The sequence below is a fragment of the Proteus sp. PR00224 genome (assembly GCF_016238105.1).
Classification (GTDB): Bacteria; Pseudomonadota; Gammaproteobacteria; order Enterobacterales; family Enterobacteriaceae; genus Proteus.
The window spans coordinates 80,947-95,110 of sequence record NZ_JAEHQU010000006.1; the positions used below are offsets into that span (position 1 = coordinate 80,947).

14 protein-coding genes are annotated in these 14,164 nt (G+C 39.7%); 6 read left to right on the plus strand and 8 right to left on the minus strand.

Annotated features, from left to right (window positions below; translation table 11 throughout):
- The first annotated feature begins 144 nt into the window (after positions 1-144).
- From JEP71_RS11680 to chbG, 6 genes are all read left to right on the plus strand, one after another.
- On the plus strand, positions 145-471 hold the full coding sequence (locus JEP71_RS11680; protein WP_069369489.1) for a PTS sugar transporter subunit IIB: 327 nt from the start codon (positions 145-147) through the stop codon (positions 469-471).
- Between the two features lie 94 nt (positions 472-565).
- Positions 566-1,924, plus strand: coding sequence for a PTS N,N'-diacetylchitobiose transporter subunit IIC (gene chbC, locus JEP71_RS11685; protein WP_023583173.1), 1,359 nt, complete (start codon positions 566-568; stop codon positions 1,922-1,924).
- Positions 1,925-1,984: 60 nt separating this feature from the next.
- Positions 1,985-2,332: a PTS N,N'-diacetylchitobiose transporter subunit IIA gene (gene chbA, locus JEP71_RS11690; protein ID WP_088494268.1), complete on the plus strand. Its 348-nt coding sequence runs from the start codon at positions 1,985-1,987 to the stop codon at positions 2,330-2,332.
- A 1-nt stretch (position 2,333) separates the two neighbouring features.
- Positions 2,334-3,191, plus strand: a complete 858-nt coding sequence (chbR, locus tag JEP71_RS11695) for a transcriptional regulator ChbR (protein ID WP_198620118.1) — start codon at positions 2,334-2,336, stop codon at positions 3,189-3,191.
- 160 nt (positions 3,192-3,351) lie between these two features.
- Positions 3,352-4,707: a 6-phospho-beta-glucosidase gene (locus JEP71_RS11700; protein WP_198620117.1), complete on the plus strand. Its 1,356-nt coding sequence runs from the start codon at positions 3,352-3,354 to the stop codon at positions 4,705-4,707.
- Between the two features lie 36 nt (positions 4,708-4,743).
- On the plus strand, positions 4,744-5,508 hold the full coding sequence (gene chbG, locus JEP71_RS11705; protein WP_198620116.1) for a chitin disaccharide deacetylase: 765 nt from the start codon (positions 4,744-4,746) through the stop codon (positions 5,506-5,508).
- A 134-nt stretch (positions 5,509-5,642) separates the two neighbouring features.
- Here chbG and JEP71_RS11710 read toward each other — a convergent pair whose 3' ends face one another.
- The 8 genes from JEP71_RS11710 to JEP71_RS11745 form a co-directional block, all read right to left on the minus strand.
- Positions 5,643-6,206, minus strand: a complete 564-nt coding sequence (locus tag JEP71_RS11710) for an Ail/Lom family outer membrane beta-barrel protein (RefSeq protein ID WP_198620115.1) — start codon at positions 6,204-6,206, stop codon at positions 5,643-5,645.
- Between the two features lie 255 nt (positions 6,207-6,461).
- The gene (locus JEP71_RS11715; RefSeq protein WP_232797604.1) at positions 6,462-6,950 is read right to left on the minus strand and encodes a hypothetical protein; all 489 of its coding nucleotides are present in this window, start codon (positions 6,948-6,950) and stop codon (positions 6,462-6,464) included.
- Positions 6,951-6,967: 17 nt separating this feature from the next.
- Positions 6,968-7,651, minus strand: a complete 684-nt coding sequence (locus JEP71_RS11720; protein WP_109373735.1) for a hypothetical protein — start codon at positions 7,649-7,651, stop codon at positions 6,968-6,970.
- A gap of 26 nt (positions 7,652-7,677) precedes the next feature.
- The gene (locus tag JEP71_RS11725; protein ID WP_198620114.1) at positions 7,678-9,234 is read right to left on the minus strand and encodes a formylglycine-generating enzyme family protein; all 1,557 of its coding nucleotides are present in this window, start codon (positions 9,232-9,234) and stop codon (positions 7,678-7,680) included.
- The gene (locus JEP71_RS11730; protein ID WP_198626277.1) at positions 9,224-10,459 is read right to left on the minus strand and encodes an ABC transporter permease; all 1,236 of its coding nucleotides are present in this window, start codon (positions 10,457-10,459) and stop codon (positions 9,224-9,226) included. Before JEP71_RS11730 ends, JEP71_RS11725 begins: the two co-directional genes overlap by 11 nt.
- Positions 10,440-11,132, minus strand: a complete 693-nt coding sequence (locus JEP71_RS11735) for an ABC transporter ATP-binding protein (protein ID WP_232797605.1) — start codon at positions 11,130-11,132, stop codon at positions 10,440-10,442. The genes JEP71_RS11730 and JEP71_RS11735 overlap by 20 nt, the downstream gene beginning before the upstream one ends.
- Positions 11,132-13,135, minus strand: coding sequence for a vWA domain-containing protein (locus JEP71_RS11740; protein WP_198626278.1), 2,004 nt, complete (start codon positions 13,133-13,135; stop codon positions 11,132-11,134). Before JEP71_RS11740 ends, JEP71_RS11735 begins: the two co-directional genes overlap by 1 nt.
- Before the next feature lie 9 nt (positions 13,136-13,144).
- Entirely contained in the window at positions 13,145-14,161 is a 1,017-nt protein-coding gene (locus JEP71_RS11745) for a hypothetical protein (RefSeq protein WP_196533924.1), read from the minus strand.
- Positions 14,162-14,164 lie beyond the last annotated feature (3 nt).

Genomic DNA, 14,164 nt, shown 5'->3' on the forward strand with positions numbered 1-14,164 from the left:
CCAGTATCATTGCGTATACTTCATTCAAGCAGAAACAATCCTTATTTTAATCTTACTTCGGTTTCTGTACTGACACAGTAATGAATGCACAAGAGAAAGCCTTGTTATCTCTAGGGTAAATCGTTGCCAACTCAAGAGGGTTTTATGCAAAAGAAATATATTTACTTATTTTGTTCTGCTGGCATGTCAACATCTCTTCTCGTGACCAAAATGCGAGCACAAGCAGAAAAATATGAGGTGCCTGTGGTCATTGAAGCATTTCCTGAAACCTTAGCAGCACAAAAAGGACAGGATGCGGATCTGATTTTACTGGGTCCACAAATTAGCTGGATGTTGCCTGATATCCAAAAATTACTCCCTAATAAACCGGTCGAAGTGATCGATTCTTTGTTATACGGAAAAGTAGATGGCTTAGGTGTGTTAAAAGCCGCTGTCGCCTCTATTAAAAAAGCATCTGCAACAACAAATTAATTCTATTTTTTATTTTTTTATTATTTCTATTCCAGTCAAAGAGCGAATTTTTCAGCAAGCCGAGCAATTAGCGGCATTTTAAGGGTATTTTTCTATGAGTAAGTTTATTGGTTCACTTGAAAAGGTACTCCTTCCTTTTGCGGTTAAAATTGGAAAGCAACCTCACGTTAATGCGATTAAAAATGGCTTTATTCGTTTAATGCCATTAACCCTTGCAGGGGCAATGTTTGTACTTATCAATAACGTTTTTCTTAGTTTTGGTGATGGCTCCTTCTTTTATTCTTTAGGTATCCGCCTTGATGCATCAACAATAGAAACGCTCAATGGTTTTAAAGCCATCGGGGGAAATGTCTATAATGGTACATTGGGTATAATGTCGTTGATGGCACCGTTCTTTATCGGAATGGCATTAGCAGAAGAGCGTAAAGTTGACCCGATTGCAGCAGGTTTACTTTCCATTGCAGCCTTTATGACAGTAACACCTTATAACGCAGGTGGTGCTTATGCAGTCGGCGCTAATTGGTTAGGCGGGGCAAATATCATTTCAGGTATCATTATTGGTCTTGTTGTGGCTGAAATGTTTACCTTTATTGTGCGTCGTAACTGGGTAATCCGTTTACCAGATAGCGTACCCGCATCTGTTTCACGTTCATTCTCTGCATTAATTCCAGGCTTTATTATTTTATCAGTCATGGGGATTGTTTCGTGGGGATTAGCAACGTATGAAACGAACTTCCATCAAATTATTTTAGATTCTATCTCCACACCATTAGCATCAATGGGATCTGTGGTTGGTTGGGCTTATGTTATCTTCACTTCTCTACTGTGGTTCTTTGGTATTCATGGATCACTCGCTCTTGCTGCACTTGATAGTGGCATTATGACGCCTTGGGCGTTAGAGAACGTGTCAATTTACACCGAATACGGTTCAGTGGAAGCGGCACTGGCAGCGGGTAAGACGTTCCACCTCTGGGCAAAACCAATGTTAGACTCCTTTATCTTCTTAGGCGGTACAGGGGCAACACTGGGACTTATTCTGGCTATCTTTATCGCATCTCGTCGTGCCGATCATCGCCAAGTGGCAAAACTGGCATTACCAGCAGGTTTATTCCAAATTAACGAACCGATTATTTTTGGTCTGCCTGTGATTATGAACCCAGTGATGTTTATTCCATTTATTCTTATTCAGCCTATTCTTGCTGCGATTACGGTGACGGCTTATTACTTAGGGATAATCCCACCAGTGACAAATATTGCGCCGTGGACAATGCCAACCGGACTAGGTGCTTTCTTTAATACCAACGGTAGTATTGCGGCACTGTTATTAGCACTGTTTAACTTGGGTGTTGCCACACTGATTTATCTGCCTTTCGTGATTATTTCAAATAAAGCGCAAACTGAAATTGAAAAAGAAGAAAGTGAAGAAGATATTGCCAATGCGTTGAAATTTTAAGTGATAGAAAACACAAGTGCAGAGGCTTCTCTGCACTTGCAGTGTCAAAGAGGAAATATGATGTTAGATATTGAAAATGCTGTTGATAGCAGTGCAACCGATGATGAATTTGAAGAGATCATTATGGGGCTTATCATTAACTCAGGCCAAGCTCGTAGTGTGGCTTATGGCGCGTTAAAAAAAGCCAAAGAAGGTGATTTTGATGGCGCGAGAAAATTAATGGAACAATCTCGCGAAGCATTAAATGAAGCACATAAAATACAGACTCGTTTAATTGGTGATGACCAAGGTGTAGGAAAAACGAAAGTCAGTTTGGTATTAGTTCACGCGCAAGATCATTTAATGACATCAATGTTAGCCAGAGAGTTGGTGACAGAATTAATCGAGTTACATGAGAAGATAAAATAAGATGAATACCGTGGTGGAGTCATTGAGAGCGCAAAGCGAAATACGCATGGTCTATGAAGATCAGCTATTTAATGGCAAAAACTTTCATGTCTTTATTTATAATAAAACAGAAAGTGTTAGTGGATTGCATCAGCATGACTATTATGAATTCACCATTGTATTAACAGGGCGCTATTATCAAGAGATAAATGGTAAAAAGATTTTACTCGAACGTGGTGATTTTGTTTTTATTCCCATTGGTTCTCATCATCAAAGTTTTTATGAATTTGGTGCAACTCGTATTCTCAATGTGGGTATTAGCAAAGCCTTTTTTGATAAACATTATCTCTCGTTACTGCCTTCTTATTTTGTTGCCTCACAAGTTTATGAATTAAAAAATGAGTTTCTTTCCTATATTGAATCGGTTGTTGGATCACTGAATTTCCGCCATACCGAATTTAATGAGTTTATTGAAATTATCACCTTTAATGTGGTGAATAGATTACGACACCATCGAGAAAATAGAACACAAGACGATATTCCCTTATGGCTGAAAGACACTGTAAGCGAGATGCATGACAAACAAAAATTTGGTGAAAATGCATTGGCGAATATGGTGATGTTATCAGGGAAATCACAAGAATATTTAACCCGAGCAACTCGGCGTTATTACGATAAAACACCCATGCAAATTATTCATGATATTCGAATTAATTTTGCGAAAAAACAATTGGAAATTACAAACTATTCGATAACAGATATTGCTTTTGATGCAGGTTACAGCAGCCCAAGTTTATTTATTAAGACATTTAAGAAAATAACTTCGCTGACTCCAAATAGTTATCGAAAAAATTTATACAGCATTAAAGAAACAAACTAATTCATTATTAAGCGTAAGAAATTAATCAACAATAAAGATTAATTTTATCGAAAATAGAGAGAAAGAAGAAAATAAGCTTATTTTCTTCATGGCTCTTTACGCCTTAATTTCGCCATTAATACACAAATAACAGCACTATTACGCTGTATGGGAGTATTTTATGAGTCATAAATTAAAAGTAGTTACCATTGGTGGTGGAAGCAGCTATACGCCTGAATTACTAGAAGGTTTTATTAAGCGTTATCATGAACTACCCATCACTGAATTATGGTTAGTGGATGTTGAAGAAGGGCAAGAGAAGCTTGATATTATTTTTGAGCTTTGCCAACGCATGGTAAAAAAGGCGGATATTCCTTTAACCATTTATAAAACACTTAATCGCCGTGAAGCATTAAAAGACGCTGATTTTGTCACGACACAATTGCGTGTTGGTCAATTGAAAGCAAGAGAGCTTGATGAATCAATTCCTTTAAGTCATGGTTATTTAGGGCAAGAAACCAATGGTGCTGGTGGGCTATTTAAAGGTTTACGCACTATCCCTGTTATTTTCGATATTATTAAGGATGTTGAAGAGATTTGCCCTAATGCGTGGATCATCAACTTTACGAATCCAGCTGGCATGGTGACAGAAGCCGTTTATCGCCATACCAATTTTAAGAAGTTTATTGGGGTTTGTAATATTCCAATCGGTATGAAGATGTTTATTACAGATGTTCTTAACCTGACGGATAAAGATGAACTCTCCATTGATTTATTTGGCTTAAATCATATGGTGTTTATTAAAGACGTTATTGTAAATGGTCAGTCTCGCTTCCCTGAATTATTAGATGGCGTGGCTTCAGGAACATTAACCGCGGGCTCTGTGAAAAATATTTTTGATCTACCATTTAGTGAAGGCTTGATCCGCTCTCTTAATATGCTGCCGTGCTCTTATTTGCTGTATTACTTCAAGCAAAAAGAGATGTTAGCTATTGAAATGGGCGAATACTATAAAGGCGGTGCTCGCGCTAAAGTAGTACAAAAAGTCGAAAAACAGTTGTTTGAATTGTATAAAGATCCTGATTTAAATATCAAACCGAAAGAGTTGGAATTACGTGGTGGTGCTTATTATTCTGATGCAGCCTGTGAAGTGATTAATGCTATTTATAATGATAAACAAGCTGAGCATTATGTGAATATTCCACATCATGGTCATATCGATAATATTCCAGCAGATTGGTCAATTGAAGTGACTGCTATTTTAGGGCGTGATGGCGCTAAACCTCATCCTCGTTTAACACATTTTGATGAAAAAGTGATGGGATTAATTCATACCATCAAAGCCTTTGAAATCGCGGCCAGCAAAGCGGCTATTAGTGGCGAATTAAATGATGCTTTATTAGCGATGAACTTAACACCGTTAGTACTTTCAGATAAAGATGCAGAAGTACTTACGCGTGAAATGTTATTAGCACATAAAGCACATCTACCTAATTTTGCCAAAGCAATTGCTGAGTTAGAAAAAGCCTCTCATTAATTGTCAGTAGATAAAAATAAGTAATAAGGAGACAGAATGGCTGGTTTATTAATTGTGAATGCGGATGATTTCGGGCTAAGTAAAGGTCAAAACTACGGTATTGCAGAGTGTTTTCGTCATGGCGTGGTTAGCTCAACAACGGCACTTGTCAATGCTGAAGGAATTAAACATGCAGCACAATTGCGTCATGAGTTGCCTGGATTAGGTGTTGGGCTTCATTTTACGTTGACGATGGGTAAACCGCTGTCTCCTTTATCTTCTTTAACGCGTGAAGGTGTGCTAGGGAAATGGGTCTGGCAAATGGCAGAAGAGGGCAATTTGCCACTTGATGAAATACGTGTTGAGCTTAGCGCTCAATATCAGCGTTTTATTGAGATCTTTGGTTGTGAACCAGACCATATTGATAGCCATCATCATGTGCATATGTTCAAGCAAATTTTTCCTATTGTGGCGGAATTTGCCAAAGAAAAATCGTTACCAATGCGCGTTGATAGACCTTTAGCGCAAAAAGAGGGCATTGATACTCAAGGTGTGATCAGTAGTGAGGGTTTCGATAGCCAGTTTTATGGTGATGAAATCACACAGGCTTTATTTTTAAAGGTGCTTGATGAATCAAAAGCACGTCGTGAGCACTCTCTTGAAGTGATGACACATCCTGCTTTTATTGATAATTCGTTACGTGCAAGTGGTTATTGCTTTCAGCGCTTAACGGAGCTTGAAGTATTAACAGATATCACGTTAAAACAAGCGATTGAGGAACGAGGTTATCAGCTAGGCACTTATCAAGATTTAATAAAATGATTTAGAAAGTTGTTTAGACAATCGGTGTCTGTGTTATTCCCTAGTGTGGGTCTTTTTTGCGTTAATTTGCCTCTGTTTTTATAAAGCAGAGGCTTTTTGTTTTTAAGTGTTTTTATTAAGTCATAATAATTTAATTAAAAGCGATAACCAATATTGGCAATAAAACCATCCATGACTAAACGGTTACTGCTTAATTCATTCATTTTATAGCGGCTATTCTCATAACCCACAGACATAGATAGCATTTCAGTAGGATTAATAATGATACCCGCACCCCAACTAAAGGCATTCTTCTTGATTTTGTTTTGTGCGATATCTTTATCAGCGATATTCTTAAATTGTATTTGGCTAATACCTGCAACACCATAGACACTGAAAAAATCATTTAAACGTAATGTAGGGCCAGCCATAACAGAATAATAGCGGGCATTAATATCACGCAGTACTTTTTTAACTGGCTTATCTAAGTCATATTCATTTTGTGCATAAGTTGCGGTGGCTAAAATACCAACCTGCTGATTCAGCTCTTGGCGTAAAGAGAGAGAACCACCATGCATAGGGTTTTGGCCTTCCATTTTAAGTTGTGCGTAACCCGCTGAAAGTGTTGTTTTATCTAATTTAATCTCATTTTGAGCATAAGCCGAAGATGTAGCCAATAAACCAGTAATAAATAAAGTTGATAGTAATTTTGTTTTCATTAGTTATATCCCATAATTTAAATAATAAGAATGTATTATTAAGCGATGGAATTATAATGATGAGTCCATTTCAAATGGAATAAAAAATAACACGTTAGCTTAAATGCGGTTGTTTTATTAAAGAGGTCTATTAGTTGTTATTAAGATTATATAAATAATATTTTGATAATATAAATCACTATGAAAATAAATAAAAAATAAGAATGGAATTAAATAAAAAGGCTCTCTAAATAATAATAGAGAGCCTTTTTAGGCTTATTTAAGACCTAAATCACTTTGTAGGTTAATGACTTGATTTTGTAAGTTCTCTAATTCAAGTTGTTTTTCCATCACTGATTTTGATGGGTTGTTTTGTGCCGCTTTCATTTGTTTGTCAATTTCATTGATCTGTTTTTGAATATCATTTTGCCCTTTCGTTTTTTGGCGAATTTGATTTAACAGATTATTCATTGATTGGTTTAATGCTTGTTGGCTAGCTTGCTGACTTTTGAGAGAGGCATTGGTTTGTTGCTTTTCTTTCTCAATGGCAGCAAGAACGGCTTTAAACTCTGTATTTAATGCTTTCTCATTAGCGAGAATAGCTTTTTTTTGCTCGACACGATTGTCGTAAGTCCCTGAATAATTACAGTTAAACTTAGTAATTATACTGACATCACCCGTTGTTGGATCACAATCAGCGGGATTGGTGACACAACCGCTTAATAGTAAGGTCATGCCAACAAGGGAAAGAGGTAAAAATTTCATTATCATCCTTTTTAACGTTAACTAAGCTTTATTGCTGTCCGTTGAGTATAAAGACTATCAAGTTCTTCTTGTAAAGAGGTCACTTGCTTCTTCATCCCATCGATTTGTTTATCAAGTTGTGCTGTTTTTAAGCCATCTTGACGACTCTGCGCTGCAATATCTCGCCACTCACCTTCACGTTTTTTCATATCTGCTAAACGAGAACGCAGTGCTGCAATATTGGCATCAATACCTTTCAGTTGTTTCTCTGCAGCTTCTTTATTTAAACGTTGTTGTTTCATTTCTTGCTGAATTTTTGCAATGGCTTTTTTATCATCAGCAATAACCGCTTTCGCTGTGTTAGAGGCACTCTGTAAACGCTGATTTTCATTTCGAATATCAGCAATCATTGAATTGAGCATCTCTTCTTTCGTCGCATAGTTTTGGCGTTTATTGTCTAAATAGGCATTTGCACCAATACCGACACCACAACCCGCAACTGCAGCAATAAGCATACATGCGCCTTTATTGCTGGAGTTTGAGACTAAACAGCCTAATGCACCAATCGCCGCACCACCCGCACAAGCCGTAATGCCTGATTTGCTGAAAAACTCCATATCACTGTTATTTTTCAAACGAGGGTCAGTACCGCTATTACTTTGACATCCTGATAGGGCAAGCACAGCACTAATGCCAAGTACTGCCATAAGTTGTTTGTTCATACCACACCTATTATCCCAAGTCTCTGTTATTGTTTTTTGCACGCTTCAAGCCATTCGTTCCGTGAAACTTTACCGTTAGCCCAATATCCTTGGAGTCCCTGCATATACGTTGAAAGGTACGTATTTAAATTTGATTTTCCTCTGGCTTCCATCAATTGGCGTACAACGTCAATTTGTGGTTTCACCAAAGAGGCATCATAAGTTGTTGCCATATCCACTAATGTGTCTGCGTAATAACTCACGACAAAGTCGAGGGTTTTCTTATGTTCGTTAACTTGCTCTTGGCGTCGTTCGCAAGTGGCATCTTTTGTGCCCGCAGGACAATTTTTTTCATGTAATGCAATTAATCTGTCGTAGAACTCGCCATCATCTTTTAATTTGGTACATAAAAATGCACCCAATTGCAGTGATGTGCGGATAGCTTGATCTCGTTGCTCATCACGCAGTTGGGCATTTGCGCGTAATGTATTTTTCAATTCAGCTAACTGTTTTTTCAGTGCTTCATCTTGCACCTGGGTTGAGAGCGTATTTAGGCTATTAATCGAGTTATCGCTATTGGTTTTTGATTTATCGTTAGCGGGCTTCTCATTGCCCAGTTGTTGCCACTCTTTTTCGATCTCTTTGATTTTGTCTCTCGATGTCAATGCTGGCGCGACAATCGCTAAACGAAAGCCTGTGTATTTGTTTTTATTTGCACCGGTATTGGTGTAATAAGGCTCTTCTTGACGCCATGAACTGCGCATATCGCTTTCTGGGGTGAGATAACTACCACCACGCACAATAAAGCCACCAGCTTGCCCATGTAAGCGGTCGAGTTTGTTTAATCTAAAGGGTTCAAACATCATTTCAGCGACATTACCGAGCATGTCATGTAAGCCTAGTGGATTAGGCGATAACAAACCGGTTAACTGTAAAGAGCCATTCGCAGATTGACTGCCCGCAGACCAAATATAGTTTTTGGTGCCTTCTGGCATCGGGAAGCGCATATCACGAAATTCTGAGGCAGACACTTTTAAGCCACCACGCGCCGCAAATTCCCACTCCGTTTCTGTCGGTAATCTTGCAAAACCTTTTGCGCCATCTTCAACAGGTAGTGCTTCGGGATGTTTGCTTCTTAACCATTGGTTATATTGGTCTGCAAATTGCATTGCTTCATACCAACTGATATTCACTTTTGGTAAACGTAATTTATTTGACGCAACAGGGCACTCTTTACCGTTAATCACGCTCTGCATGGCGTTATATTGCAGATCGGTAACGGGGTATTTTGCCATAAGGTAGTAACGGCCTTTCTCTTTACCTTTTAATGGAAAGCTACCCGCAATATGTTCTGCTCGTGATTGTTCCAAATAACCCCATTCATCGCCTTCTTGCCCTAATGTCACACTGTAGTCTTGTAGCGGTTGGCTTAATGGAATAGTGACTTGGCGAAAGACCATTGAACCTTCACAAGGAAAAGGCAAGATCACATCATCAGGCAAAGCTTTTGGGTTAACGAATTTATCATCCCATTTGGCAGATGCGGTAAAACTGCTAGATAACAGCGCGAATGATAAAGTTAGAAGTGATAAATTAAATTTCACGTAAGCTCTCCGCAGGTTCAATCGAAACGGCACGTAATGCACCAATACTTGCCACCACTAAAGCCACAAGTAAGGCACTGCACATGGCAATCAATAAATCCCAGAATGTTAACTGACAGACAAAGGATTGTTCAGGTAAATGTGTGCCTAATAATGTGGTAAATAAGGTGCTACCGATACCATAAAGCCCAAGGGCTAAAATAAAGGCAACACTCGTTAATAACAGCGCTTGCAACACAATATATAAAGAAACTGCAAATTGACGAAAACCCAATAGGCGTAGTACTGCCATGTCTTTACGTTTGCGATCAATATTGGCAAGGAAGGCGCCAATTAATGAGGCAATACAGCCTAATAGTGATACCCAAGCAATCACGGAAAAAATAACGTTAAGAACGTAGCTGATGGCTTTTACAGACTCTATTTGGCTTTTTTGTGTCATCACATCAATGTGTTGTTGTCTAAACCAATCATCTAGTGGTGCAATGGCATCTAAATTTTTTGCATAAAGGCGAGCTTTAGCAAATTGAGTTCTTGGTTTCGCTTCAGTGCCTTGTGTTATGCCAAAAAGCGGCGTTTGATAACCATCTCGGTAATCTTCCATTGCCACTAAAACATCAAGAGAAACAAAAGCGGCCGCTCTTGGAAATTTGCTATCGCTGATAATGGCGCCAACAGTAAAGGTGCGTTTGGCGCGCTCATTAACGCCATTAAGTTTACGGCTGATAAATAAGCGCACACTATCGCCGACATTTGCTTGTAGTTTTTGAGCGGCATTGGACGAAAGTACTAAGGTGTCTGCATTTTTGGGAATAGCCACACCTTCTAATAACGGATCGTTTTCTGCTGTCGGAATAATTTCCGCATTATCAATAAAATGTTGCCCATCAATCACAATATCGGCTTGTGTGTTTAAGCTACGAGTTAATGGGATAACAAAACGAACCTCTTCTTTGTGTGCAATCTCATTAAACCAACTTTGTGGATAATTACCATTGCCTAACATACGTATTTCAAGGTTACGAGGATCATTTAGCAGTTGGTTGTGAAGCTGCGTCACAATGCCGTTTTTTAGTCCAAATAGCAGTAACAGTGGTGCAATAACTGAGACTAAAGAGAACACAATACAGAGAGCGACTTTGCGATCATAAATTAAGTCTCGCCAAGCGAGTGAACTGAGTAAGCCAAGGCGATTAGGATTGGCGCTATTGTTTGATAAAGACACTACCGCCTCCTTCTAGTTGTGCGTGATAGTGGCTGAAGCCAAAACGCTCGACTAAAGACCAATCGTGACTAACAACCAGCGCAGAGATATCGAGTTGTTTTACCATCTCCACAATCAATGCATACAACGCTTGTGCATTATGGGGATCGAGAGCGGCCGTTGGCTCATCGGCAAGTAATAAAGCTGGCTCATGGGCGATTGCGCGAATAAACGCAGCGCGTTGACGTTCACCAATGGAGAGCTGGCGAGGAAGGCGATTAAGCAAGGGGCGTAATTGCAAATGATCAATAGCGTGATCAAGCCAAGAAGAGTGCAGTGTTAATCCCAACATTTTACGAGGTAATTGGATATTTTGCATGACGGTTAAAAAGGGAAGTAACCCGCCACTTTGGAGCATAAAACCCAATTTCTCAGCACGTAATGATGAGAGTTGCGCTTGTTCATTATTCAACACCGCTTGCGTGATAATTAAATCATCACCGAGTTGAAAATGGGTTAATTCATCGGGACGTAAAATCAGCCCGAACATTTCCAATAAGGTGCTTTTACCGCAACCGCTTAAGCCAGTTAGCGCGCCGATTTCCCCTTTCTCAAGGGTCAATGAAGGAAGCGCAACACGAAAGCCGTGTTGCGCATCACCACGCGTAATTGCCATGCCTTCAATCTGGATCATTAAGGCAGGTTTTCCAGTGGAACAGGATAAACGTGATCGCGAGGATCGCTTTGTGGTGCAAGGGATATCCAACGATCAACATCTTCGTTATAGCGTTGATAATATTGCAACTTCGTATTGAGTCGGCGGATAAATTTCTCTTGCTCAAGGCCATCCCAGCTTTTCCACGTTTCTTCATCTAAACCAAGCACCTCACTTAAGTAAGGGAGGTTTTCGATGTATTCACCGAGTAAGCCCATTTCGCCTAATTTGGTTGCTGAACCTTGTTTGATTTGATTTGGATCGTTACCCATTGTGGCGGCAATCGAACGCAAATCCGCAAACATATTGTCTGGAGAGATCAAACCTTCATTAGCAGCATTAACGATTTTTTTCATGACATCGCTTAAATCACTCAACTCACTTTTAGTCAATAAGACCTGTACTTCTGTGGTTGGGATATTTTGCTGCAATAAATCACGGTCGCTTATCCATGCTTTAAACACAGGTGGTGCTTTAGTGCCTTGTTTTTCACCTAAATAGGCTAAACGCATGGCATACCCTAAATCGTGCGCATCGTTAAGTAAGGTGTTTGTTTCTTTGTCTTTGCTATAAGCAGGATCAGCATTTAGTGCGCTACCCACAGCCGCTTCACCACGATAAGCCGTTTGAATTTGAGTGGTTACAGCGGTTGCTAGGCTATCGACCATCCGACCAAAGCTATTGATATCCCCTGAATTAATCGGGTAGTAAAGCGATTTGTGTAAGAAAGGATTGAGCGTTAGCGCCTCATATTGTGCTTGTGCAGAAGCGTGATTTTTTGCACCTGATGGCGTTTTTAAATGCAGTGTATAAAGTGCAACACCGCGATAAGCGGCTTCTTGGCGAATTTGTTCAGCATCGAGCTTAGTTGATGAAAGAGGATCATCTCCCGTTAATGCGCCTGCATCGGTGATTAAAATAACGTAACGCGCACCAAAGCGTGTCCAATCAATATCATCAAGGGCTTGCATTACACCCGCATAAGCATCTTCATCAAAACGGCTACTTGAGACTTTCGCTTGGCGTAATTCTTTTACTTTATTGAGGAAGTCAGGGCCATCTTTGACATCATTGGGATTAACAAACATTTTGCTGTCGTATTCCAATGCAGGAACGGCTTTGATATTAGAGCGAAATGCCACTAAACCAAATTTGACCTTATCCAACATGTTGTCTTTTTCGACTTGTGCGTAAACCTTTTGAATCGCTTCTTTGGTTCTATCAATGTAAGGATCCATTGATATTGTTGAGTCGATAACAAACACTACTGCGGCAGAAAAACCTTGCATCATATTGTCAGCATCTTTGCTGTTAGGTGTTGTTGGTTTTGCACTGTTTGCAGTAGCATTCGCATTCTGTGCGTCTTTGCTGTCTTTGGTTTGTGAAGAGACAGAAGCCACATTGAGCACTCGCACTTTATAGCCAGCATCAGTAAAGACTTCATCTGAGCCTAATACAGGCAGTAGATAGAAATTACTTTTCTGATCAATCATATAATCAGGCTCTTTTGCTAAAACAGCCTGATTCACTTTTTGGTTTTTGATATCTGCTAAAAAGGGCTTGTACTGTTTTTCAGGGGTTGGACTTTCAAGTAAGCTTTCAACCGTTTGCTTATCTTTGAAAAACAGCATTGGGTTACGACCCGCAGGGTTAGTAAATGCGAGAGTTAACTGCATTTTCCACTCTGATGTACAACTTGCATTCATCCAACCGCTAATATGACCTAAGCTATCAGGGCCAACTTGTAGCCACTCATTGGCGCCTTGTTTTTGACGCTGATAAACATAAAAACGGCTAAATGCAGGTTGCTCTTTCCCTGTTGCGCCAATCTTGTCAGCAACTTGGCAACCTGGATAAGTTAATACACGTTGATAGAGGGTTTTTTTACCCTCTTGTAATAGCGGCTTTTTCTCTTCAGCACTTGTTGGTGCTGTTAGAATTAAACCGCTGAGAATAAGAGTAAGCCAATGCGCCTTTTTCATGCGACTTTCCTATTTTTTCAAAGCTTCAAGACGCGCTTTTGCGTCGCTGTTTTGTGAGTCATGATTTAGAACCGCTTCGTACCAATAAATGGCGGTTTCTTTGTCTGCACTAAAGCAACCTTGTGCTGATGCGGTTTCTGGATCGTATTCACGAGCGTAATTCAGTGCGATATCAACATCACCTGATTGTGCTTTATAAGCATATAAACGTTGAGCAACATCACATTGATTGTTCTGTTTTGCTTGTTCAATCGTTGCAAGGATAGTTTTGCTATCTGGTTGGCTCTGTATGCAGCTTTGTACAAAGGCTAATGCAGTACCAGATTTCATATTTTCAACACTACACACACTTGGGGTTGTGGGTTCTGGTGTCGGCTGTGGCGCAGGCTCGCCAGCAGGATTACCTCTTAGTAAGAAGAACCATGTTAAGACACCTGCTAAAATTAAAATCAAGATAATGGCTAAAATTAAGCCAATTTTTGATTTTTTCGGCGCGGGTGGTATTGGGCGCTGTGGCGGTTCATCTACTTTGATTTCAGGGATAATTGGCTCTGGTTCTTCAGATCCAATTTTGATAGGTTCTGGCTCTGGCTCCTGTGGCGCTTCTTCAACAATAGGAGCCGGTGGAACAGGCTGATTATCTAATGTTGCCGTTGATTTTAATGCTTCACTTTGACCTTGCGCTTGTGAGGCTAATACGCCATCACGAATACGTAATCGCCCGATATCTTGTGTTTCATTATCGTCTTTCAACGTAAATTGATACGCCATTTGTAAGTTGCTAACGAGGGGATCAACCAACGTTTTATCAAGAACGATTTGATAACCGTCATCAGCATCTTCAAGTGAAAGCTGGTGGAAAAAGGCATTACCTACCCATTCCCCTTTATCATTTAAGAAATAGCGATCTTGGTTACGCTGAATGCTTAAATAAACAGGGGAAGCGTCACCTTCCCAATTACGAATACTTAATACCGCAAAGCCAGGACGAGCAGGTTGTACGGGTTTTAATTCTGGATTAAACACGAA